Annotated in this window: 24 protein-coding genes; 19 read left to right on the top strand and 5 right to left on the bottom strand. The window is 69.8% G+C overall.

Annotated features, from left to right (window positions below):
* Window positions 1-57 precede the first annotated feature (57 nt).
* The 14 genes from ACIRF9_RS44955 to ACIRF9_RS44890 all read left to right on the top strand — a co-directional run bounded on the left by ACIRF9_RS44955 (window position 58) and on the right by ACIRF9_RS44890 (window position 13,081).
* Window positions 58-705, top strand: coding sequence for an L-threonylcarbamoyladenylate synthase (locus tag ACIRF9_RS44955; RefSeq protein ID WP_352344212.1), 648 nt, complete (start codon window positions 58-60; stop codon window positions 703-705).
* Window positions 702-1,382: a protein-tyrosine-phosphatase gene (locus ACIRF9_RS44950; protein WP_403835149.1), complete on the top strand. Its 681-nt coding sequence runs from the start codon at window positions 702-704 to the stop codon at window positions 1,380-1,382. Before ACIRF9_RS44955 ends, ACIRF9_RS44950 begins: the two co-directional genes overlap by 4 nt.
* A gap of 129 nt (window positions 1,383-1,511) precedes the next feature.
* The gene (gene glyA, locus ACIRF9_RS44945) at window positions 1,512-2,777 is read left to right on the top strand and encodes a serine hydroxymethyltransferase (RefSeq protein ID WP_403835146.1); all 1,266 of its coding nucleotides are present in this window, start codon (window positions 1,512-1,514) and stop codon (window positions 2,775-2,777) included.
* A 237-nt stretch (window positions 2,778-3,014) separates the two neighbouring features.
* Complete coding sequence (locus ACIRF9_RS44940) at window positions 3,015-4,319, top strand: MraY family glycosyltransferase (protein ID WP_403835193.1); 1,305 nt, start codon at window positions 3,015-3,017, stop codon at window positions 4,317-4,319.
* Between the two features lie 324 nt (window positions 4,320-4,643).
* Entirely contained in the window at window positions 4,644-5,099 is a 456-nt protein-coding gene (locus ACIRF9_RS44935; protein ID WP_403835143.1) for a hypothetical protein, read from the top strand.
* Between the two features lie 210 nt (window positions 5,100-5,309).
* Window positions 5,310-6,146: a F0F1 ATP synthase subunit A gene (gene atpB / locus ACIRF9_RS44930; protein ID WP_403835190.1), complete on the top strand. Its 837-nt coding sequence runs from the start codon at window positions 5,310-5,312 to the stop codon at window positions 6,144-6,146.
* Window positions 6,147-6,224: 78 nt separating this feature from the next.
* Complete coding sequence (gene atpE, locus ACIRF9_RS44925) at window positions 6,225-6,455, top strand: ATP synthase F0 subunit C (RefSeq protein WP_062642044.1); 231 nt, start codon at window positions 6,225-6,227, stop codon at window positions 6,453-6,455.
* A gap of 42 nt (window positions 6,456-6,497) precedes the next feature.
* Entirely contained in the window at window positions 6,498-7,043 is a 546-nt protein-coding gene (locus ACIRF9_RS44920) for a F0F1 ATP synthase subunit B (protein ID WP_403835141.1), read from the top strand.
* A complete protein-coding gene (locus tag ACIRF9_RS44915; protein ID WP_403835140.1) occupies window positions 7,040-7,855 on the top strand; it encodes a F0F1 ATP synthase subunit delta in 816 nt (271 codons plus the stop codon). The genes ACIRF9_RS44920 and ACIRF9_RS44915 overlap by 4 nt, the downstream gene beginning before the upstream one ends.
* 146 nt (window positions 7,856-8,001) lie before the next feature.
* A complete protein-coding gene (gene atpA, locus ACIRF9_RS44910) occupies window positions 8,002-9,594 on the top strand; it encodes a F0F1 ATP synthase subunit alpha (RefSeq protein ID WP_403835137.1) in 1,593 nt (530 codons plus the stop codon).
* Between the two features lie 22 nt (window positions 9,595-9,616).
* A complete protein-coding gene (locus ACIRF9_RS44905; protein WP_403835135.1) occupies window positions 9,617-10,534 on the top strand; it encodes a F0F1 ATP synthase subunit gamma in 918 nt (305 codons plus the stop codon).
* The gene (gene atpD / locus ACIRF9_RS44900; protein WP_359272425.1) at window positions 10,534-11,970 is read left to right on the top strand and encodes a F0F1 ATP synthase subunit beta; all 1,437 of its coding nucleotides are present in this window, start codon (window positions 10,534-10,536) and stop codon (window positions 11,968-11,970) included. Before ACIRF9_RS44905 ends, atpD begins: the two co-directional genes overlap by 1 nt.
* A 118-nt stretch (window positions 11,971-12,088) precedes the next feature.
* Window positions 12,089-12,463 (top strand): F0F1 ATP synthase subunit epsilon, encoded by a 375-nt coding sequence (locus ACIRF9_RS44895; protein ID WP_403835131.1) that lies wholly within the window; start codon window positions 12,089-12,091, stop codon window positions 12,461-12,463.
* A gap of 171 nt (window positions 12,464-12,634) precedes the next feature.
* Entirely contained in the window at window positions 12,635-13,081 is a 447-nt protein-coding gene (locus ACIRF9_RS44890; RefSeq protein ID WP_403835128.1) for a DUF2550 domain-containing protein, read from the top strand.
* Between the two features lie 82 nt (window positions 13,082-13,163).
* Here ACIRF9_RS44890 and ACIRF9_RS44885 read toward each other — a convergent pair whose 3' ends face one another.
* From ACIRF9_RS44885 to ACIRF9_RS44875, 3 genes are all read right to left on the bottom strand, one after another.
* A complete protein-coding gene (locus ACIRF9_RS44885; RefSeq protein ID WP_403835126.1) occupies window positions 13,164-14,987 on the bottom strand; it encodes a glycosyl hydrolase family 18 protein in 1,824 nt (607 codons plus the stop codon).
* 118 nt (window positions 14,988-15,105) lie between these two features.
* A complete protein-coding gene (locus ACIRF9_RS44880; protein ID WP_403835123.1) occupies window positions 15,106-15,747 on the bottom strand; it encodes a response regulator in 642 nt (213 codons plus the stop codon).
* On the bottom strand, window positions 15,744-16,916 hold the full coding sequence (locus ACIRF9_RS44875; RefSeq protein WP_403835121.1) for a sensor histidine kinase: 1,173 nt from the start codon (window positions 16,914-16,916) through the stop codon (window positions 15,744-15,746). Before ACIRF9_RS44875 ends, ACIRF9_RS44880 begins: the two co-directional genes overlap by 4 nt.
* Before the next feature lie 118 nt (window positions 16,917-17,034).
* Between ACIRF9_RS44875 and ACIRF9_RS44870 the strand changes: the two genes are divergently transcribed.
* On the top strand, window positions 17,035-17,322 hold the full coding sequence (locus ACIRF9_RS44870) for a type II toxin-antitoxin system Phd/YefM family antitoxin (protein WP_403835119.1): 288 nt from the start codon (window positions 17,035-17,037) through the stop codon (window positions 17,320-17,322).
* Complete coding sequence (locus ACIRF9_RS44865; protein ID WP_403835117.1) at window positions 17,319-17,588, top strand: type II toxin-antitoxin system RelE/ParE family toxin; 270 nt, start codon at window positions 17,319-17,321, stop codon at window positions 17,586-17,588. Before ACIRF9_RS44870 ends, ACIRF9_RS44865 begins: the two co-directional genes overlap by 4 nt.
* 6 nt (window positions 17,589-17,594) lie before the next feature.
* On the opposite strand, the gene ACIRF9_RS44860 is transcribed toward ACIRF9_RS44865, so the two are convergent.
* A complete protein-coding gene (locus ACIRF9_RS44860) occupies window positions 17,595-18,167 on the bottom strand; it encodes a cob(I)yrinic acid a,c-diamide adenosyltransferase (RefSeq protein ID WP_403835115.1) in 573 nt (190 codons plus the stop codon).
* A gap of 423 nt (window positions 18,168-18,590) precedes the next feature.
* On the opposite strand from ACIRF9_RS44860, the gene ACIRF9_RS44855 reads away from it, so the two are divergent.
* Both ACIRF9_RS44855 and ACIRF9_RS44850 read left to right on the top strand, forming a co-directional pair.
* Complete coding sequence (locus ACIRF9_RS44855; RefSeq protein ID WP_067273291.1) at window positions 18,591-18,914, top strand: STAS domain-containing protein; 324 nt, start codon at window positions 18,591-18,593, stop codon at window positions 18,912-18,914.
* 262 nt (window positions 18,915-19,176) lie between these two features.
* Window positions 19,177-21,687 (top strand): ATP-binding protein, encoded by a 2,511-nt coding sequence (locus ACIRF9_RS44850; RefSeq protein WP_403835111.1) that lies wholly within the window; start codon window positions 19,177-19,179, stop codon window positions 21,685-21,687.
* A 71-nt stretch (window positions 21,688-21,758) separates the two neighbouring features.
* Here ACIRF9_RS44850 and nucS read toward each other — a convergent pair whose 3' ends face one another.
* Window positions 21,759-22,430, bottom strand: a complete 672-nt coding sequence (gene nucS, locus ACIRF9_RS44845; RefSeq protein WP_403835108.1) for an endonuclease NucS — start codon at window positions 22,428-22,430, stop codon at window positions 21,759-21,761.
* A gap of 266 nt (window positions 22,431-22,696) precedes the next feature.
* On the opposite strand from nucS, the gene ACIRF9_RS44840 reads away from it, so the two are divergent.
* The gene (locus ACIRF9_RS44840; RefSeq protein WP_403835106.1) at window positions 22,697-23,089 is read left to right on the top strand and encodes an SCO5389 family protein; all 393 of its coding nucleotides are present in this window, start codon (window positions 22,697-22,699) and stop codon (window positions 23,087-23,089) included.
* Window positions 23,090-23,097 lie beyond the last annotated feature (8 nt).

Genomic DNA, 23,097 nt, shown 5'->3' with positions numbered 1-23,097 from the left:
CGTGAACACCCACCAGACTTCTGTCCAGCAGTACGTGCACGAGGAGGCCCGCTAGACATGGCTCGGCGATACGACACCAACGACGCGACCGACCGCGTGACCGGTCTGCGCGAGGCCGCGTCCGCCGTCCGCCGTGGCGAGCTCGTGGTTCTTCCGACCGACACGGTGTACGGCATCGGCGCCGACGCGTTCTCCAAGGAGGCCGTGGGCGACCTGCTGGAGGCCAAGGGGCGGGGCCGCAACATGCCCACCCCTGTGCTGATCGGGTCCCCGAACACGCTCCACGGTCTCGTCACCGACTTCTCCGAGCTGGCCTGGGAACTGGTCGACGCGTTCTGGCCGGGTGCGCTCACGCTCGTCGCCAAGCACCAGCCGTCGCTGCAGTGGGACCTGGGCGACACCCGGGGCACGGTCGCCGTGCGCATGCCACTGCACCCGGTCGCCATCGAGCTGCTGACCGAGGTCGGCCCCATGGCGGTCTCCTCCGCCAACCTCACGGGGCACCCCGCACCGGAGAACTGTGACTACGCCCAGGAGATGCTGGGCGACTCCGTCTCCGTCTACCTCGACGGCGGGCCGACCCCCGGCAACGTCCCGTCCTCGATCGTCGACGTCAGCCGTGAGATCCCGTTGCTGCTGCGCGAGGGGGCGATCTCCGCGGACGAGCTGCGGAAGGTCGTACCCGACCTCGAGGTGGCGAATTGACAGCCCCTGACGCGGGGCGTGGCATAGGCAACGGGGAACGCGCCGCGGAGATCACGACGACGTTCGTCGGGCTGCCGCGCGACTCCTTCCGCATCCTCCACGTCAGCACCGGCAACGTCTGCCGCTCGCCGATCACCGAGCGGCTGACCCGGCATTTCGTGTCGCAGCGGCTCGGGGTGCTGGGCGGTGGGCTGATCGTGGAGAGTGCGGGCACCTGGGGCCACGAGGGCGCGCCGATGGAGGCCAACGCGGAGACCGTGCTGGCCGACTTCGGCGCGGACGCGACCGGTTTCGTCGGCCGTGAGCTGCTCGACGAGCACGTCATCATGGCCGACCTCGTCCTGACCGCGACCCGCGACCACCGCGCCCAGGTCATCTCCATGGGCCACTCGGCGGGTCTGCGCACCTTCACCCTCAAGGAGTTCACCCGCCTGGTCAACGCGATAGACCCCGCGACCCTGCCGCCGCTGGAGGAGGGCGTGGTCCTGCGTGCCCGTGCCCTGGTCCGTGCGGCGGCGGCGCTGCGGGGTTGGCTCCTGGCCCCCACCCTGGAGGCGGACGAGGTCTACGACCCGTACGGGGCCCCGCTGCCGTTCTTCCGCTCGATCGGCGACGAGATACACCAGGCCCTGGACCCTGTGGTGACGGCGTTGACGGGTGTGCCGGCGCGGATGTAACCCCAGCGGAACGACTGCCCACAGCGGTACCAGCGGTGACCGGTAGGGCGTAGTGGTGTGAAACCGGGCGTTCGGGGGCGGGGCGGCCTACATTGGAGCTACGTCACCGTCGACGCCCCGGAGTTCGTCATGTCGGTCACCCATGTCCCCGTCGCGGCCGATGTTCTGCGTCGGCAGGATCCTGAGATGGCTGAGATCGTGCTGGGGGAGGGGGCGCGGCAGGCGTCGACGTTGCAGCTTGTCGCCGCGGAGAACTTCTCCTCGCCGGCCGTGCTGGCCGCGCTCGGCTCGCAGCTCGCCAACAAGTACGCGGAGGGGTATCCGGGGGCCCGGCACCACGGGGGCTGCGAGATCGTCGACGTCGCCGAGCGTCTCGCCGTGGAGCGGGCGAAGCGGCTGTTCCGGGCCGAGCACGCCAATGTGCAGTCCCACTCCGGGTCGTCCGCCGTACTGGCCGCGTACGCCGCCCTGCTGCGGCCCGGGGACACCGTCCTCGCTCTCGGGCTGCCCTACGGCGGTCATCTCACCCACGGCTCACCGGCCAACTTCTCCGGCCAATGGTTCGACTTCGTGCCGTACGGGGTGGACGCGGAGACCGGGCTCATCGACCACGACCAGGTGCGGACGCTGGCCCGCAGCCACCGGCCCAAGGCGATCGTGTGCGGCTCCATCGCCTACCCGCGCCACATCGACTACGCCTACTTCCGGGCCGTGGCCGACGAGGTCGGCGCCTATCTCATCGCCGACGCCGCGCATCCGATCGGGCTGGTCGCGGGGGGAGCGGCGCCCAGTCCGGTGCCGTACGCCGATGTCGTGTGCGCCACCACCCACAAGGTGCTGCGGGGGCCGCGCGGCGGGATGATCCTGTGCGGGAGCGAGCTGGCCGAACGCGTGGACCGGGCCGTCTTCCCGTTCACACAGGGGGGCGCGCAGATGCATACCATCGCCGCCAAGGCCGTCGCGTTCGGCGAGGCGGCAACACCGGCGTTCGCCGCGTACGTCCATCAGGTGATCGCCAACGCGCGGGTCCTCGCGGCCCGGCTGGAGAAGGAGGGGCTGGCGGTGACGACGGGCGGGACCGACACCCACCTCATCACGGCCGATCCCGCGCCTCTCGGCGTCGACGGCCGCTCCGCGCGCGGGCTGCTCGCGGCCGCCGGGATCGTCCTGGACTGCTGTGCGCTGCCACACGGCGGAGCCGTTGGTGTCGCGGCCGCCGACGTCCGCGGGCTGCGGCTCGGCACGGCCGCGGTGACCACCCAGGGCATGCGCGAGGAGGAGATGTCGGGCATAGGGGCGCTGATGGCGGCCGTGCTGCGCGGCCAGGTCGACGCCAAGCGGGCCCGTGAGGAGGTGCGGGAACTGGTCACGGCGTTCCCGCCGTATCCCGGGTGAACGGCCGCGTCCTCCGGCCCGCCAAGTCCTCCCCAGGGACACGAGGAGGCAAAGCCCCAGGGATACAAGGGGGCAAAGAGGGTACGCGCGAAGCCGTGCGTGCCCCCGTGCACCCATGCTCACAGCCACACGTGCAACCATCGTCGCTACCCGGAAGTCCCCACACATATGCGCCGCGTGTGAGTCGATCGCTAGGGTGTGGGGCTGAGATGGCCAGCGAGACAAGTGGGGATGCCCGTGCGTGAATACCTGCTGACGCTCTGCATCACGGCCGCGGTGACGTATCTGCTGACAGGGCCGGTACGGAAGTTCGCGATCGTGGCCGGGGCGATGCCGGAGATCAGGGCCCGTGACGTGCACCGGGAACCCACTCCGCGGCTCGGCGGGATCGCCATGTTCTTCGGGCTGTGCGCGGGTCTGCTGGTCGCGGACCATCTCACCAACCTCAACGGGGTCTTCGAGAAGTCGAACGAACCACGCGCCCTGCTCTCCGGTGCCGCGCTGATCTGGCTGATCGGCGTCCTGGACGACAAGTTCGAGATCGACGCGCTGCTGAAGCTGGGCGGCCAGATGATCGCCGCGGGCGTGATGGTCATGCAGGGTCTGACGATCCTGTGGCTGCCCATCCCGACCGTCGGCACGGTCGCGCTGACCCAGTGGCAGGGCACCCTGCTGACGGTGGCGCTGGTCGTGATCACCATCAACGCGGTCAACTTCGTGGACGGCCTGGACGGCCTCGCCGCCGGCATGGTCTGCATCGCCTCGGCCGCGTTCTTCATGTACACGTACCGCATCTGGTACTCGTACGGCATCGAGGCCGCCGCCCCCGCGACGCTGTTCGCGGCGATCCTGATGGGCATGTGCCTGGGCTTCCTGCCGCACAACATGCACCCCGCGCGGATCTTCATGGGCGACTCGGGCTCGATGCTGATCGGGCTGGTGCTGGCGGCGGGCGCGATCTCCGTCACGGGGAACGTCGACCCGGACAACCTCTTCGGCGGCTCCGAGCGCAGCACCGTGCACCAGATGGTGCCCGTCTACATCCCGCTGCTGATGCCGCTGACCATCATCGCGATCCCGGCCGCCGACCTGATCCTGGCGATCGTGCGCCGCACCTGGCGCGGTCAGTCGCCGTTCGCCGCGGACCGCGGGCATCTGCACCACCGGCTCCTGGAGATCGGCCACTCGCACAGCCGGGCGGTGCTGATCATGTACTTCTGGTCGGCGCTGATCGCGTTCGGCGCGCTCGCCTACTCCGTCAACGCGGCGTCCATGTGGATCGTCCTCGGGGTCGTGTTCCTGAGCGCGCTGGGCCTGGTGCTGCTCCTGCTGCCGCGCTTCACGCCGCGCGCCCCGCGCTGGGCGGAGGCGTTCGTGCCGCCGCGCTACCGCCGCCGGCGCCTGGCCGCCGACGTCGCCGCGGAGGCCGCGCTGGCCGCCGCGGAGGGGGCCGAGCCGCAGCCGCGCACCCCGGTGGCCGTCGGGGTCTCGGGGGTCAACGGAGCGACCGCCGTGGGCTCTCGGTCGCGGTCGGCAAGGTAAGGCGGCAAGGTAAGAATCTGACTAGAGCATTGCCAAGTCATTGGGGAAGCAGGCGGGGGCAAAGCTCCCCAATACCAGACAAGTCGGCGCTGTTTCTGCACAGACGCGCAGCGTCACTCTCATGTGTGACAGCGAGCACACCATCCAGGTAAAGACCTCATCAAATAGTTTGTGATACGGTTCACGAGAACCCCGGAGACAGCCGAAGGACCGTAGTGCGACGGTCTCTTGGCCCGAGGAAGGCGTGAGGTCTTTCGCCCCTCGAACCGGGACTACGCTCGTCCATGACGACACCCTGCCCCCATTGAAAGCGGAGTTGCCGCCATGCCGTCCAACGACGTCCGGATCCTGGCCCAGGCCGCCGTGCCCACAGCTGCCGTCGGCGCGATCGCCGCCGTGGTCAGCGGTGTGGTCGCGGGCGGCAAGGGGGCCATCGGAGCCGTCGTCGCGACGGTGCTCGCCATCGCGTTCATGGGGCTGGGGCTCTACGTCCTGCAGCGCACCGCCAAATCGCTTCCGCAGTTGTTCCAGGCCATGGGCCTGATGCTCTACGCGGCGCAGATCCTGCTGCTGTTCATCTTCCTGGCCGCGTTCAAGAACACGACGCTGTTCAGCCCCCGGGCCTTCGCCATCACGCTCGTCGCCGCCACCCTGGCGTGGATCGTCGCTCAGACGCGTGCCCACATGAAGGCCAAGATCCTTTACGTCGAACCCGATCCGGCCTCCTCCGCGACTTCCTCGAAGGGCGAGAAGCCCGAAAAATCGGGGCACACGTCGTGAGGGGTAGGGCCGGGATAAAGACGTCTGAGATCTCCTGCTATCGTCCGGTGCCAACTGCGGCATCGCGGGCGCGGGCATCCGAGCTGACGCCTGCTCAATCGCGAGGCGAGATGCCCCCAAGCCGCCCCCACATCCGAAACACCAGTCCCGTGCCGAACCGCGGCCCAGCGCCGCGCCGACACAACGAGGTTGCCGTACCTATGCGCCACGCTGAAGGAGCCCGCGGTGAGTGCTGACCCGACGCAGGTGCTCGCCTTCGAGACCGACTGCCACATCTTCGACGGCTGTGGCTTCCCGGCTCCGGGCCTGCACTCGTTCCTGTTCGAGCCCCTCTGGGGCGATGCGGACAGCAACGTGTACTTCAACAAGACGATGCTGCTGGCGCTGCTCGGCTCGATCATCGTCGTCGGCTTCTTCTGGGCCGCCTTCCGCAAGCCGAAGGTCGTCCCGGGCAAGCTCCAGATGGTCGCCGAGGCCGGCTACGACTTCATCCGCCGCGGTGTCGTCTACGAGACCATCGGCAAGAAGGAGGGCGAGAAGTACGTCCCGCTGGTCGTCTCGCTGTTCTTCTTCATCTGGATGATGAACCTCTGGTCGATCGTCCCGCTCGCCCAGTTCCCGGTGACGGCGATCATCTCGTACCCCGCCGTGCTGGCTCTGATCGTGTACGTCCTGTGGGTCAGCCTGACCTTCAAGCGCCACGGCTTCGTGGGCGCCTTCAAGAACTTCACCGGCTACGACAAGTCGCTCGGTGCGGTGCTGCCGCTCTCGATGACGATCGAGTTCTTCTCGAACCTCCTCGTCCGCCCCTTCACACACGCGGTCCGGCTCTTCGCCAACATGTTCGCGGGCCACACGCTTCTGCTGCTCTTCACGATCGCCACCTGGTACCTGCTGAACGGCATCGGCATCGCCTACGCCGGCGTCTCGTTCATCATGGTCCTGGTGATGACGGCCTTCGAGCTCTTCGTTCAGGCCCTTCAGGCGTACGTCTTCGTCCTCCTGACCTGCAGCTTCATTCAGGGCGCGCTCGCCGAGCACCACTGAGCCCCTGCCCCCTCAACCACCCCGCAGTCGTCCGGTGGCCAACCCCCACCGGTCCTTGAAAGAGAAGGAAGTTACAGCATGTCGCAGCTTGCTGCTGAGGTCTCCGGCTCCCTCGGCTCCATCGGCTACGGTCTCGCCGCCATCGGCCCCGGCGTCGGCGTCGGCATCATCTTCGGCAACGGCACCCAGGCCCTCGCCCGTCAGCCCGAGGCCGCCGGCCTGATCCGTGCCAACCAGATCCTCGGCTTCGCCTTCTGTGAGGCGCTCGCCCTGATCGGTCTGGTCATGCCGTTCGTCTACGGCACCTGATCGTCTCACCAACGACCAGCCCACTAGACGAAAGGCAACGAAATGAGCCAGCTGCTCATCGTGGCGGCCGAGGAGATGGAGAATCCCCTCGTCCCGCCGATCCCCGAGCTTGTCATCGGCCTCATCGCCTTCGTCATCGTCTTCGGCTTCCTCGCCAAGAAGCTCCTCCCGAACATCAACAAGGTTCTGGAAGAGCGCCGCGAGCAGATCGAGGGCGGTATCGAGAAGGCCGAGGCCGCTCAGACCGAGGCCCAGAGCGTTCTTGAGCAGTACAAGGCTCAGCTCGCCGAGGCCCGGCACGAGGCCGCGCGTCTGCGCCAGGAGGCGCAGGAGCAGGGCGCGACCCTCATCGCCGAGATGCGCGCCGAGGGCCAGCGGCAGCGCGAGGACATCGTCGCCGCCGGTCACGCCCAGATCGAGGCCGACCGCAAGGCCGCCGCGTCCGCGCTGCGCCAGGACGTCGGCAAGCTCGCCACCGAACTGGCCGGCAAGCTCGTCGGCGAGTCCCTCGAGGACCACGCCCGCCAGAGCCGCGTCATCGACCGCTTCCTCGACGAGCTCGAGGAGAAGGCCGAGGCGTCGCGATGAACGGAGCGAGCCGCGAGGCCCTGGCAGCCGCACGTGAGCGCCTCGACGCGCTGACGGACTCCACGTCCGTGGACGCCGCGCAGCTCGCGGGCGAGCTGGCGGCCGTCACCGCGCTGCTCGACCGCGAGGTGTCGCTGCGTCGGGTCCTCACCGACCCGGCGCAGGCCGGTGAGGCCAAGGCCGAGCTGGCCCAGCGCCTGCTCGGCTCCCAGGTCAGCGGCACCGCCGCCGACGTGGTGTCCAGCATGGTGCGTGCCCGCTGGTCGCAGTCGCGCGACCTGGTGGACGCGCTGGAGGAACTGGCGAACACCGCCGACCTCACCGCCGCGCAGAAGGCCGGCACGCTCGACGACGTCGAGGACGAGCTGTTCCGCTTCGGGCGGATCGTCTCCTCCAACACCGAGCTGCGGGCCGCGCTCACCGACCGGAAGGCCACCGCCTCGGCCAAGAGCGAGCTGCTGCGCAGCCTGCTCGGCGGCCGTGCGGACGCGGCCACCGTTCGTTTGGTGACGCGCCTCGTGACCGCGCCGCGGGGACGTAGCCTGGAAGCGGGACTCGAGTCCCTGTCCAAGCTCGCCGCAGAGCGCCGCGACCGCGTCGTGGCCGTCGTCACGTCGGCCGTGCCGCTGAGCGACACGCAGAAGCGACGCCTCGGCGCCGCCCTCGCGAAGCTCTACGGGCGGCAGATGCACCTCAACCTCGACGTGGACCCCGAGGTCGTCGGCGGGATGCGGGTGCAGGTCGGCGACGAGGTGATCAACGGCTCCCTCGCGGACCGGATCGAGGACGCCGCCCGCCGCATGGCGAGCTAGCAGCAACGCAACAACGCAGCAGTACGTACGCAAGCGGCCCTGGTTGGGCCGTGCAGAGGATTCACCTCTTTCAGGGGGGAGTCCGGGAGTTTAGGCATCCCCCCAAAGTGAAACTTCGGGCCCAACAAGGAGAGCAGGGAACCCAGATGGCGGAGCTCACGATCCGGCCGGAGGAGATCCGGGACGCGCTGGAGAACTTCGTCCAGTCGTACAAGCCGGACGCGGCCTCGCGCGAGGAGGTCGGTACGGTCACCCTTGCCGGCGACGGCATCGCGAAGGTCGAGGGTCTCCCCTCGGCCATGGCCAACGAACTGCTGAAGTTCGAGGACGGCACCCTCGGCCTCGCGCTCAACCTCGAAGAGCGTGAGATCGGTGCCGTCGTCCTCGGTGAGTTCAGCGGCATCGAGGAAGGGCAGCCGGTCACCCGTACCGGCGAGGTCCTCTCCGTCGCGGTGGGCGAGGGCTACCTCGGCCGCGTCGTCGACCCGCTCGGCAACCCGATCGACGGCCTCGGCGAGATCGAGACGTCCGGCCGCCGTGCCCTGGAGCTTCAGGCTCCCGGCGTCATGGCCCGTAAGTCGGTGCACGAGCCGATGGAGACCGGCTACAAGGCCGTCGACGCGATGACCCCGATCGGCCGTGGTCAGCGCCAGCTGATCATCGGTGACCGCCAGACCGGCAAGACCGCCCTGGCCGTCGACACGATCATCAACCAGCGCGACAACTGGCGCTCCGGTGACGTGAACAAGCAGGTCCGCTGCGTCTACGTCGCCATCGGCCAGAAGGGCTCGACCATCGCCTCCGTGCGTGGCGCCCTCCAGGAGGCCGGCGCGCTGGAGTACACGACCATCGTCGCCGCCCCGGCGTCCGACCCGGCCGGCTTCAAGTACCTGGCGCCGTACACCGGCTCGGCCATCGGCCAGCAGTGGATGTACGAGGGCAAGCACGTCCTGATCATCTTCGACGACCTGTCGAAGCAGGCCGACGCCTACCGCGCCGTGTCGCTGCTGCTGCGCCGCCCGCCGGGCCGCGAGGCCTACCCGGGCGACGTCTTCTACCTGCACTCCCGTCTGCTGGAGCGCTGCGCGAAGCTCTCCGACGAGCTGGGCAAGGGCTCGATGACCGGTCTGCCGATCGTCGAGACCAAGGCCAACGACGTCTCGGCGTTCATCCCGACCAACGTCATCTCCATCACCGACGGCCAGTGCTTCCTGGAGTCGGACCTGTTCAACGCCGGTCAGCGCCCCGCGCTGAACGTCGGTATCTCCGTCTCCCGGGTCGGTGGTTCCGCGCAGCACAAGGCGATGAAGCAGGTCTCCGGCCGCCTCCGCCTCGACCTCGCCCAGTACCGTGAGCTGGAGGCGTTCGCCGCCTTCGGTTCCGACCTGGACGCCGCGTCGAAGGCGCAGCTGGAGCGCGGTCAGCGCCTGGTCGAGCTGCTCAAGCAGGCTCAGTACCAGCCGATGCCGACCGAGGACCAGGTCGTCTCCGTGTGGGCCGGTACCACCGGCAAGATGGACGACGTCCCGGTCGCCGACGTCCGCCGCTTCGAGAAGGAGCTCCTGGAGTACCTGCACCGCTCGGAGCAGGGCCTCATGACCTCCATCAAGGAGGGCGGCAAGATGTCGGACGACACCCTCACCGCTGTTGCCGACGCCATCGCCGACTTCAAGAAGCAGTTCGAGACCTCGGACGGCAAGCTGCTCGGCGAAGAAGCGCCCGTCAGCGTCTCGAAGTGACGTAAAGGAAGGGACCTGACTCATGGGAGCACAGCTCCGGGTCTACAAGCGTCGCATCCGATCCGTCACCGCGACCAAGAAGATCACGAAGGCGATGGAGATGATCGCCGCCTCGCGCGTCGTCAAGGCGCAGCGCAAGGTGGCGGCCTCCACGCCGTACGCGACCGAGCTCACCCGCGCGGTCACAGCGGTCGGTACCGGCTCGAACACCAAGCACCCGCTGACCACGCAGGCCGAGACGGTCACGCGGTCCGCGGTGCTGCTTCTGACGAGCGACCGTGGTCTCGCCGGCGCCTTCAACTCCAACGCCATCAAGGCCGCGGAGCAGCTGACGGCGCGCCTCGAGGCCGAGGGCAAGCAGGTCGACACGTACATCGTCGGCCGGCGTGGTCTCGCGCACTACAACTTCCGTGAGCGCAAGGTCGCGGAGTCGTGGTCGGGCTTCACGGACGAGCCGACGTACGCGGACGCCAAGACGGTCGCGGCCCCCCTGATCGAGGCCATCGAGAAGGACACGGCGGACGGCGGCGTGGACGAGATCCACATCGTCTTCACCGAGTTCGTGTCGATGATGACGCAGACGGCGCTCGACGACCGCCTGCTGCCGCTCAGCCTCGACGAGGTTGCCAAGGAGGCCAAGCCGCAGGGCGAGATCCTTCCGCTCTTCGACTTCGAGCCCTCGGCGGAGGACGTCCTCGACGCCCTGCTGCCGCGCTACGTGGAGAGCCGCGTCTACAACGCTCTCCTCCAGTCGGCAGCCTCGAAGCACGCCGCCACGCGGCGCGCGATGAAGTCGGCGACCGACAACGCAGGAGAGCTCATCGAGACGCTCTCCCGCCTTGCCAACGCGGCCCGCCAGGCCGAAATCACCCAGGAAATCAGCGAGATCGTCGGTGGCTCCGCAGCCCTGGCCGACGCGACCGCGGGGAGTGACAGGTAATGACGACGACAGTTGAGACGGCCGTTGCCACGGGCCGCGTCGCCCGGGTCATCGGCCCGGTCGTCGACGTGGAATTCCCCGTCGACGCCATGCCGGAGATCTACAACGCCCTTCACGTCGAGGTCGCCGACCCGGCGAACGAGGGCGAGAAGAAGACGCTGACCCTCGAGGTCGCCCAGCACCTGGGTGACGGCCTGGTCCGCACGATCTCGATGCAGCCCACCGACGGTCTGGTCCGCCAGGCCCCGGTCACCGACACCGGCACGGGCATCACCGTCCCGGTCGGCGACTTCACCAAGGGCAAGGTGTTCAACACCCTCGGTGAGGTGCTGAACGTCGACGAGAAGTACGAGGGCGAGCGCTGGTCCATCCACCGCAAGGCCCCGAACTTCGACGAGCTCGAGTCGAAGACCGAGATGTTCGAGACCGGCGTCAAGGTCATCGACCTTCTCACCCCGTACGTCAAGGGTGGAAAGATCGGTCTGTTCGGTGGTGCCGGCGTCGGCAAGACGGTGCTCATCCAGGAGATGATCTACCGCGTCGCCAACAACCACGACGGTGTCTCCGTGTTCGCCGGTGTCGGTGAGCGCACCCGTGAGGGCAACGACCTCATCGAGGAGATGGCCGACTCGGGCGTCATCGACAAGACCGCGCTGGTCTTCGGTCAGATGGACGAGCCCCCGGGCACCCGTCTGCGCGTGGCCCTCGCGGGTCTGACCATGGCGGAGTACTTCCGCGATGTGCAGAAGCAGGACGTGCTGTTCTTCATCGACAACATCTTCCGCTTCACGCAGGCCGGTTCCGAGGTGTCGACCCTGCTCGGCCGTATGCCCTCCGCGGTGGGCTACCAGCCGAACCTGGCCGACGAGATGGGTCTCCTCCAGGAGCGCATCACCTCGACCCGTGGTCACTCGATCACCTCGATGCAGGCGATCTACGTCCCCGCGGACGACCTGACCGACCCGGCCCCGGCCACCACCTTCGCCCACCTCGACGCGACGACGGTGCTCTCCCGTCCGATCTCGGAGAAGGGCATCTACCCGGCCGTGGACCCGCTGGACTCCACGTCCCGCATCCTGGACCCGCGCTACATCGCGGCGGACCACTACAACACCGCGATGCGCGTCAAGACGGTCCTGCAGAAGTACAAGGACCTCCAGGACATCATCGCGATCCTCGGTATCGACGAGCTCGGCGAGGAGGACAAGCTCACCGTCCACCGCGCCCGTCGTGTGGAGCGCTTCCTGTCCCAGAACACCCACGTCGCCAAGCAGTTCACCGGCGTCGACGGGTCGGACGTGCCGCTGGACGAGTCGATCACCGCGTTCAACGCGATCATCGACGGTGAGTACGACCACTTCCCGGAGCAGGCGTTCTTCCTCTGCGGTGGCATCGAGGACCTCAAGGCCAACGCCAAGGAGCTGGGCGTCTCCTGATCTCGGACTGTCCGAGAACGTGTGAGGGGGCGGGCGCGTCCCGCCCCCTCTTCCACGCCCACTAGACTTAGTAACCAACACCCGGCAGAACCGCCGGGTGGTGACCCGAGGAGCCACCTTGGCTGCTGAGCTGCACGTCGCGCTGGTCGCGGCCGACCGAGAGGTCTGGTCCGGCGAGGCCACCCTGGTCGTCGCGCGCACCACGTCCGGCGACATCGGCGTCATGCCCGGTCACCAGCCGCTGCTCGGTGTGCTGGAGTCGGGCCCGGTGACCATCCGTACGAGTGATGGTGGGACGGTCGTCGCCGCGGTGCACGGCGGTTTCATCTCGTTCGCGGACGACAAGCTGTCGCTGCTGGCCGAGATCGCCGAGCTGTCGGACGAGATCGACGTCCAGCGCGCGGAGCGCGAGCTGGAGCGCGCGAAGGCGGAGGGCGACGCCCTCGCCGAGCGTCGCGCGGACGTACGACTGCGTGCGGCGGCGACGCGCTGAACTGGGGGCCCCTCCCGGACCCTTAAGGTCTGGGGGAGCGGGGCTGTGACGTCACTCAGCCGCGGCCGGCACCGGAGGAATCCGGAGCCGACCGCGGCTGAGGCAGATATGGATGTTTTTTCCGTTCCGTTACCTATTTTCGGTACCTAGGAGACGAGGAGGTCGGTGTCGATGGTCCTCGCTCTGACTGTGTGCGGAATCGTCGTGGCCCTGGTGGTGCTGGGGCTGTTCGTCTTCGGTCTGCGCCGCAGACTCATCCAGCGCTCCGGCGGAACCTTCGACTGTTCCCTGCGCTGGGACGTCCCCGAGAAACCGGACACGAGCGGAAAGGGCTGGAGCTACGGCGTCGCCCGCTACAACGGCGACCGCATCGAGTGGTACCGCGTCTTCTCCTACGCCTATCGTCCCCGCCGCATCCTGGAGCGCGCCTCGATCGAGGTGGCCGGCCGCCGTCTTCCCGAGGGCGAGGAGGAGCTGGCGCTCCTGTCCGACGCGGTGATCCTCGCCTGCACCCACCAGGGCACACGTCTCGAACTGGCGATGAGCGAGGACGCGCTGACCGGTTTCCTCGCGTGGCTGGAGGCAGCCCCGCCCGGACAGCGAGTGAATGTGGCGTAGCCACATTCACTCGCTGGGTGGGGGTCCCCCCGGACGAAGTCTGGGGGAGCGTCAACGCTGCTTAGCTCTTTCGGGTATTTCTCTACGACAGTCCGCTGTTGATGGCGCTCACCAGCTCTCCGTTGCTGGTGTCACCGCTGAACTCCCAGAAGAAGGCGCCGCCGAGGCCCTGGTTCTTGGCCCAGGTCATCTTCCCGGCGATGGTCGCGGGGGTGTCGTAGGACCACCAGTTGCTGCCGCACTTCGCGTAGGCCGTGCCCGCGATGGTGCCGGTGGCCGGGCAGGACGTCTTGAGGACCTTGTAGTCCTCGATGCCCTGCTCGTAGGTGCCCGCGGCCGCTCCCGTGGCGGTGCCGCCCGGGGCGTCCTGGGTGACTCCGGTCCAGCCGCGGCCGTAGAAGCCGATGCCGATGAGCAGCTTGCTCGCGGGGACGCCCTTCGCCTTGAACTTGGCCATCGCGTCGGCGGTGGTGAACCCGGCCGTCGGGATGCCGCTGTACGAGGTGAGCGGGGAGTGCGGGGCGGTCGGGCCCTGGGCTGCCCAGGCGCCGAAGAAGTCGTACGTCATCACGTTGTACCAGTCGACGTACTGGGCCGCGCCCGCGTAGTCGGCGGCGTCGATCTTGCCGCCGGAGGAGCCGTCGGCCGTGGTGGCCGCGGTGACCAGGTTGCCCGTGCCGAACTTGGCGCGCAGGGCCTGCATCAGGTTCTTGTAGGCCGCCGCCCCGCTGGTGTCGCAGGACAGCCCGCAGGCGTTCGGGTACTCCCAGTCGATGTCGATGCCGTCGAAGACATCGGCCCAGCGCGGGTCCTCGACCAGGTTGTAGCAGGACTGGGCGAAGGCCGTGGGGTTGGCCGCCGCCTGGGCGAAGCCGCCGGACCAGGTCCAGCCGCCGAAGGACCACAGCACCTTGATGTTCGGGTACTTGGCCTTCAGCTGACGCAGTTGGTTGAAGTTGCCGCGCAGTGGCTGGTCCCAGGTGTCGGCGACGCCGCTGACGGACTGGTCGGCGGTGAAGGCCTTGTCGTAGTCGGCGTAGGAGTCGCCGATCGCGCACTGTCCGTTGGTGACGTTGCCGAAGGCGTAGTTGATGTGGGTGATCTTCGCGGCGGAGCCGGAGGTCACCAGGTTCTTGACGTTGTAGTTGCGGCCGTAGATGCCCCACTCGGTGAAGTAGCCGAGCTTGACCTTGGAGCCGGTGGTCGGGGGAGGGTTGGTGCCGCCGGTCGTGTGCACCGCGACCGCGCCGCTGACCGGTCCGGTCTGGTCGGCGGTGTCGCGGGCCTGGACGGTGTAGGAGTAGTCGGTGCCGGCGGTGAGGCCCGTGTCGGTGTACGACGTGGTCGTCACCGTGGCGATCTTGGTGCCGTCGCGCAGGACGTCGTAGTTCTTGATGCCCTTGTCGTCGGTGGCGGCGGACCAGGACAGGGTGGCCGAGGTGTTGGTGACGCCGGAGGCGGTGGGGGTGCCGGGCGCCGAGGGGGCCGCGTCGCCGGGGACCGTCGTACCGTCACAACTGTCGTTGTTCAGCTTGCAGTTGGACGGGGAGCCGGAGCCCGCGCCGTTGAAGCCGAAGGAGACCGAGGCGCCGGGGGCGAGGGAGCCGTTGTAGGACTTGTTCTTGGCGGTCCAGTGGGTGCCGGAGGAGGTGACGTCGGCGTCCCAGGCGGAGGTGACGGACGTACCGGAGGGGAAGTCCCACTCCACCGTCCAGGAACTGATCGTCGTGGTACCGGTGTTCTTCACCGTCCACTTGCCCTCGAAGCCGGTGCCCCAGTCCTGGGTCTTGGCGTAGGTGGCGGTGGCGGTCGTCGCGGCCTCGGCGGGGCTCGCGAGGCCGACCAGTCCGGCCAGGGGGAGCAACAGGGTCGCGAACCCTGCCGCGGCTCTGTGTCTGAAGCGCATTCTGCGCCTCCTATGGGGAGTTGGGGGGCGCGACTGAGCCTTCACGCCCACGGTGCGGCGAGAATAGAAAGGTCTGGACCACGGGTCAATAGGTCTGGACCACTCTCGTATACGGCCGCTAGATCCCCAACTCCTGTGCCAGTACGGCCGCTTGGACCCGACTGCGCAGTTCCAGCTTCCCCAGCAGCCGGCTGACGTGCGTCTTGACCGTGGCCTCCGCCATGTCGAGCCGCTCGGCGATCCCCGCGTTCGACAGGCCCTCCCCGAGGCAGGCCAGCACCTCGCGCTCGCGCCGGGTGAGGGTGTCGAGGACGGCGGGGTCGGCCGTCGGCCGGCGCGCCGGTCCGGCGGCGAACTCGGCGATCAGCCGGCGGGTCACGGCGGGCGCGATCAGCCCCTCACCGCCGGCCACCGTACGGACCGCCGCCAGCAGGTCCCCCGCCTCCGTGTTCTTCAGCAGAAACCCGGCCGCCCCCGCCCGCAACGCCCCGAACACATACTCGTCGAGGTCGAAGGTGGTCAGCACCAGGACGTCCGCGAGCCCCTCCGCGACCACCTGACGGGTCGCCGCCACCCCGTCCAGACGCGGCATCTGCACATCCATCAGCACCAGGTCCGGCCGCAGCTCCCGGGCCAGCGCGACCGCCTGCTCCCCGTCCGCCGCCTCGCCGACCACCTCGATGTCGGGCGCGCTGCGCAGGATGAGGACCAGCCCGGCGCGGACGGCGGACTGGTCCTCGGCGACGAGTACACGGATCACTGCGGGTCTCCTTCGGTGACGGGGAGCGCGGCCCGTACGGTCCACAGGGCGCCCTCGGGCCCGGCCTCGAACGTGCCGCCGAGCAGCGCCGCCCGCTCCCGCATACCGACGAGGCCGGCCCCGGAACCGGGGGCGCGCGGACCGTCGCGGTGACCGTAGGGGCTGCTCACCCGGACGTCGAGCACGCCGTCGCGCCGGGCGAGACACACCGTCACCCGGCCCGGGCAGGCGTGCTTGAGGGCGTTGGTCAGCGACTCCTGGACGATCCGGTAGGCGGCGAGTTCCACGGGGGCGGGGACCTTGCCGGGCGGGGTGTCGAGGGTGACGTCCAGGCCGTTGGCGCGGGCGCCGTCGACCAGGGCCCGAAGACCGTCGAGCGTGGGCGCCGCGGCCGGCTCGTGGTCCTCGCTGCCGTCGCGCAGGATCCCGATCAGCCGCCGCATCTCCGCGAGCCCGTCGACGCTGTTCTCCCGGATGACGGTCAGGGCCTGCCGGGAGGTCTCCGGGTCGTCGATCGACAGCGCGGCCGTGGAGTGGATGGCGATCGCCGACAGATGGTTGGCGACCATGTCGTGCAACTCCCTCGCCATACGGGCCCGTTCGGCGAGGACCGCCTGGGAGCGGTCCATCTCGGCCAGCAGCGCGGTCTGTTCGGCGCGCAGCCGGGCGGCCTCGGCGGCGTCCCGGTGGTCGCGTACGATCCAGCCGGTGGCGGCCGGGCCGAACGCGACGGCGCCGACGACCACACCGATCAGCAGCGCCTCCGGCCTGCGCCACACCGCGAACGGCACGATCGTCCCCGCCACCGTGAGCAGCCCGGTGATCCAGGGGATGCGGCGGGCCGAGGCGGGCGGGCCGTACAGGACGGCCGCGTAGACGACGTCGGTGAACATCAGCAGGGTGGCGATGTTGCCCGTGGTGACCGAATCCAGGGTCAGTGCGGCCGTGCCGGTCAGCAGGGCGGTCCGGGGCGCGGTCCTGCGCAGCAGCTCGCAGCCGGTCATCACGACGAGCGGCACCAGGACCGGCCAGGACCCGTGCACGAGCACGGTCGGTTCGTCGTCGGGCCGGGTGCTCACCCCGAGGCCCACCAGCAGCAGGCCGCCGAGCAGCCCTCCGGCGGCTACGTACAGATCGAAGCGGTGCGGGCGGGGCAGCGTGGCGGCCATGACTCCATCCAACACGCGACCCGGTCGGGAGGCCTGCTTCCCACGAACGGTTCCGAACTGCATCTTTCGATGGACTGCCGGGGCGTCTCGTGTACACGGAAATGGGTACACTCGTGGTATGGACGAGTCCGCATCCGTACGTGAAGCCCGGGCCAATCTCGCGCGACTGCTCGACCGGGCGGAGGAGGGTGAGCCCACGGTCATCACCCGTGGCGGCGCTCCGGTGGCGGCCATCGTGCCCATAGAGGAGTACAACGCGCTCGAGGAGGCCGCCGACGAGCTGCTCGCGCGCAAGGCCCTGCAGACCCTCCGGGAGGAGAGCGGGGCGCCGCGTGCCACGCTGGCGGACGTGCTCGCGGACATCTTCGGCCCGCCGTCGGACGGCTCCGCGGCGGGCGTCGCGTGAAGTACGCCTTCGAGTTCACCGCCGCGGCGCGCCGCCAGCTGCAGGCCATCGACCAGACGACCGCGCTGCGCATCCTGCACGCGCTCAGCCGCCTGGGCGACGACCCCTATCGCGACGATGCCGACGTGAAGAAGCTGTCGGGGCACGACGACCTGTACCGCCTGCGCGTCGGCGCATACCGGATCGCCTACGTCATCGACGACGGCAAACTCGTCATCCTCGTGGTCGAGGTGGGGCATCGCCGGGAGATCTACCGGCGTCTGTGACGGGCGTCAGCGCTCACCGCCCGGGACCCAGAGCACGTCCCCGACGTGCTTGTTGGCCGTTCGGGCAAGGATGAACAGTAGGTCCGACAGACGGTTGAGGTAGGTCGCGGTGAGGGGGTTCATCGCGTCGCCGTGGGTCTCCAGGGCGGCCCAGGTGGAGCGTTCGGCGCGGCGGACGACCGTGCAGGCCTGGTGGAGCAGGGCCGCGCCCGGGGTGCCGCCGGGGAGGATGAACGAGCGGAGCCTCTCCAGTCGCTCGTTGAAGCGGTCGCAGTCCGCCTCCAGCTTGTCGACGTAGAACTGCTCGACCCGAAGGGGAGGGAACTCGGGGTTCTCCATCACCGGCGTCGACAGGTCCGCGCCCACGTCGAACAGGTCGTTCTGGACCCGGGTGAGGACCTTGACGACGTCCTCCGCCAGGCCGCCCAGCGCGATCGCCGTACCGATGACCGCGTTCGCCTCGTTGGCGTCGGCGTACGCGGCGATCCTGAGGTCGGTCTTGGGGACCCGGCTCATGTCACCGAGGTTCGTGGTGCCCTTGTCCCCGGTCTTCGTGTAGATGCGCGTCAGGTTGACCATGCGGCCAATCTAGACCGTCCCCGGCGATCCGCTCCGTTCCCTGCGTCACGGCAGGTCAGGGCAAGCTCAATCGGTGCGAATGGGCCTGAATCAGACAGGAATTGACGACGTGACCGGCGTCTCACGCCGTGAGACGTGAGACGCGTTACTAACCGGTCACACAGCGCCTCACGCCCGCTAATCTCCGGCCGAGAGCCATACGGCCGATGCGCCGGATGGTTGACGCCGGTGACATCGGACGCGAGAGCGGGCAGGGCTTACTCCAAGCGCTGAAACCGCACAGGCCCCAGGGGTCTCACCCCTGCGGGTGAATTCGGTATCGGTTCGCTCACAGACGGCAACCTCCGACCGCTTCGCGCAGTCAGAGCATGCAACACCGGACATCACACCGCGGAGCACAGAACGCACGCTTAGGGGAGCGCTATGCACATCAGGGGCGACCACGCCGAGCTGGTCGTCGGGGGCCGCCTCGACGTGCGCAGCGCGGCGGACGCCCGCACGGCCCTGCACACGGCCGTGGACGACGGCGTCGGCGACCTGGTGCTCGACCTGTCCGAACTGGACTCCTGGGACGCCACCGGACTCGGCGTCATCATGGGCGTCCACCGGCGGGCCGGACGCTGCGGCCGGCGCCTGGTGCTGCGCGGCGTACCGCCGCAGATGCAGCGCCTGCTGGTGGCGACCCGGCTGCACCGGATCCTGGCGATCGAGGGCGGCATCGGCGTGGAGTCCCTGCCCCGGGTGTGACAAACCGGAAGAGGTGGGTCCGTCGCCCCGCAGGCCGGGTGGCCTGCGGCGGAAAACGAACGGCGGGCGCAATCCTCACCGGACTGTGACGTCTCGGACGGCCCGGCACCCCGGACTGTCGTAGATACTGTGCGAAGGTTTACGGTTCGTCTGCCCGCCGCCCTCAGCCCTCGAGCGGGCACCGGACCAGAAGCGACAGCGCAGTGTGCAGCAAGGCCGGGAGGGGCTACCGCCACACGACGCTTTTGGGGGGCTTGGACCTATGGACCCGAACACCCAGGGACCCGAGGAGTACGGCCACGACGGCGAAGGCCACGCGCCGCGCCCGCGCCCGTCCAGGGACCCCCTCACACCCGACTTCGGCCAGCACACCCCGGGCCCCGCCCGCACGGTGCGCGTGGTCGTCGGCGAGCACCTGCTCACGGTCAACCCCGTGGACGGCAGCGAGATAGAACTCTGCCCGCCCACCGAGCGGCCCGAGCGCCCCGCCAAGCGCACCCTCGAGGAGCGCGCCGAGTACGACGAGCGCGCCGCCCGGCCGCCCGCCCCCGCCGGCCCCGCCCGGCCCGAGCAGCCCCTGCTCGGCCGCCAGGACGAACGCGAACAGCTGGTCCGCCTCCTCGCCCGCGGCCGCTCCGTCCGCCTCACCGGACCGGCCGGCTCCGGCCGCACCAGCCTCCTCGACCTCGTCGCCGAGGACTGCGAGGACCTCGCCCCCGACGGCGTCGTCCGCCTCTCCGGCTTCGGCCGCGCCCCGGCCGAACTCCTCCACGACCTCTTCCACACCGTCTACGACGCCGACCGCCACCGCCCCGACGACGAGGAGCTGCGCGCCCTCGTCCGGGAGATCGGCGCGGTCGTCGTCGTCGACGACCTGGACTTCGGCGGCGCGGCCCTCGACGAACTCCTGGACGCCACCCCCGAGTGCGCCTTCCTGCTCGGCGCCACCCCCGACGCCCCGCAGCCCTCCGCCGACTCCGCCGTCGAGGAGGTCGTCCTCAGCGGCCTGGACCGCGCGGGCGGCGTCGACGTCATCGAACGCGCCGTCGGCCGCACCCTCACCGAGGAGGAGGCCAACTGGGCCGGCGACCTCTGGTTCGAGTCCGAGGGCCTGCCGTTGCGCTTCGTCCAGGCCGGCGCCCTGCTGCGCCAGCGCGACCAACTGCGCGCCAACGTCGACGCCGTCGACGCCTTCGGTGTCTTCGAGGACGCCCGCCCGCTCACCGCGCCCGTCGACGCCGGGGCCGGCGAGGCCGAGGACATACCCCTGCCCTCCCTCGGCGAGGCCGCCGCGCCCGCACCCCTGCTCGCCGCCCGCCTCAGCCCCTCCGCCCGCGCCGCCCTGCGCTTCGCCGTCGCCCTCGGCGGCGAGGTCCCGCACCAGGCCCATCTGCCCGCCCTGGTCGGCGACACCCACGCCGACGCGGCCCTCGGGGAACTGGCCGCCTGCGGACTCGTCTCCCCGGTCGGCACCCGCTACCGGCTCGCCGCCGGCGTCCAGACCCAGCTGGAGGCCGCGGGATACGACGACGACACCGAGACCCGCGCCGCCACCGCCGCCCAGCACTACGCCTGGTGGGCCGGACATCCCTCCGTCACCCCCGAGCGGGTCTGCGCCGAGGCGGACGCCGTACTCGCCGCCCTCGCCCTCGTCGTGCCCACCACGACCCCGCCCGCCGAGGACGAGGAGGCCACCGGCGTCCGGCTCGCCCGCGCCGCGGCCCCCGCCTTCGCCGCCGGACTGCACTGGACCGCCTGGGAGAACGCCCTGCACGAGGGCGCCGAGGCCGCCCGGCTCGCCGGGGAGTCCGCCGACCGGGCCTACTTCCACCACGAACTCGGCGTCCTCGCACTCTGCGCCGGTGACCTGGACCGGGCCCGCTCCGAGCTGGAGGCCTCCCTCGGCCTGCGCGGCGCCCTCACCGACAAGCGCGGCACCGTCGCCGGCCGCCGCGCCCTCGCCCTCGTCGCTGACCGCTCGGGGGACATACCCGGCCTGGCCGTCGCCACCGTCGGCGAGGAGGTGCCCGACGCCCGCCACGAGGAGTCGGTGTCACCGCCGCGTGGCATCCAGGCGGCGCTCCCCACCTACCCGCCGGAGGCCGAGACCCTCGTCCACCGCCCGGTGACCCCGTCGGCCCCGGCCCAGCACAACCAGCGCCGCGGCGGCCTCAAGGGCCTCGCCAAGCGCAACCTCGTCGCGGCCGGCGCGGGCGCGCTGCTCGTCGCCGTGCTCGGCACGGTCGTCACGCTCGGCGCGACCTCCAACAACGACGCCAACGACCCCTCCGACCGGGGCGGCGTCAACCCCTCCGCCAGCACCGGCCTCGACGACGGCGGCCTCGACTCGGACACCCCCGGCGCCGACACCGGCACCGGCGACACGGGCACGGCCACCAGCAGGCCGTCGGATCCGGGACCGGACGGGACGATGGGGACGTCGGACGATCCGACACCGAGCGCGTCCGCGACGGCGACGCAGGGGTCGGGCAGCTCGCAGGGATCGAGCGGAGGGACGTCTCCCTCGCCGACGCGGTCCACGTCTCCGTCGCCGACGCGGTCCACGTCCACCTCGCCGAGCCCGTCGGCTTCGCACAGCTCGGGCACGGGCGGCTCGCAGTCGCCCTCACCGTCGGCTTCGACGTCCCCCAGCCCGAGCAGCTCCCCGTCCACCGGCACCTCGGCCAGCGGTACGAGCTCCAGCGTTCCGGTCTCGCCGAGCTCGGCGGACTCCGCGTCCTCGTCGTCCTCCTCGTCGGAGTCGGTGATCTGAGACACCCCCGGACGGCACGAAGGGCCGGGTCCGTCACACGGACCCGGCCCTCGTCGTCGTAGCGGCGTCGCTCAGAACAGCCGCAGCTTGTCGTCCTCGATGCCCCGCATCGCGTCGTAGTCCAGGACCTGGCAGCCGATGCCGCGGTCCGTGGCCAGGACGCGGGCCTGGGGCTTGATCTCCTGGGCGGCGAAGATGCCGCGCACCGGGGCGAGGTGGGGGTCGCGGTTCAACAGCTCCAGATAGCGGGTGAGTTGCTCGACGCCGTCGATCTCGCCGCGCCGCTTGATCTCGACCGCGACGGTCCGGCCCTCCGCGTCCCGGCACAGGATGTCGACCGGGCCGATCGCCGTCATGTACTCGCGGCGGATCAGGGTGTAGCCCTCGCCGAGGGTCTCGATACGGTCGGCGAGCAGCTCCTGGAGGTGCGCTTCCACGCCGTCCTTGATCAGGCCCGGGTCGACGCCCAGTTCGTGCGAGGAGTCGTGGAGGATCTCCTCCATCGTGATGATGAGCTTCTCGCCCGCCTTGTTGACGACCGTCCAGACGCCCTCCTCGTCGCCCGTGCCCTCCTTCAGCGTGCAGGGCGGCGACATCCAGTTCAGGGGCTTGTAGGCCCGGTCGTCCGCGTGGATCGAGACGCTGCCGTCCGCCTTCACCAGGATGAGACGGGGGGCGGAGGGGAGATGGGCGGTGAGCCGGCCGGCGTAGTCGACGGAGCACCGGGCGATGACGAGACGCATGGTCCGCAACGCTATCCGACACCAAAGGCCCCACGCGATTCGCCCTGGAAACCGATCGTTCGAACCTGCACCGTATCTGGCCGATTGTGTGCCACATAGGACTCCCCTATGTGCCCATTCTCCTGGTGCGGTCACGGTCCGTTGCCTACCGTAGTGAACGGGAGGTCGCGATGCGTGTACTCAGCGTTGCGGTGGTTTCGGCATGGCGAACTCCCCCTGCCCTGTCCGGCAACCCCTGCTGTTCCGGGGGTGCGAGAGGAGAACCCATGTCGCTCGACGTCTCACCGGCCCTACTCGAACAGGCCGAGCGAGGCGAGGTCGACGAAGCTGAATTCGTCGACTGCGTCCGGACCTCCCTGCCCTACGCATGGGAGATGATCAGCTCCCTGGTGGCCCAGCTGAAGGTGGACGGCGGAGCCTTCGCCGACAACCAGACGCCCCCGCCGGACGAGCGGGCGCGCGGGCAGTTGCTGCGCGCGCTCGCGAGTGACGCCATACGCGGCGCCCTGCAGCGGCACTTCGGTGTACGGCTGGCCTTCCAGAACTGCCACCGGGTGGCGGTGTTCCCGTTGGACCCGGCTGTCGACGAGAAGCTCGCCCGCTTCACCTCCGTGCGCAGCCAGGTGCTGAACCAGTCGCCGGAGTTCCGGGACTGCTGAGGCATCGG

The organism is Streptomyces sp. NPDC096132 (assembly GCF_044763345.1).
In the GTDB taxonomy this organism is placed as follows: domain Bacteria; phylum Actinomycetota; class Actinomycetes; order Streptomycetales; family Streptomycetaceae; genus Streptomyces.
Note: the sequence above shows the minus strand (reverse complement) of the source record. Positions and strands in the feature narration are given on the sequence as shown.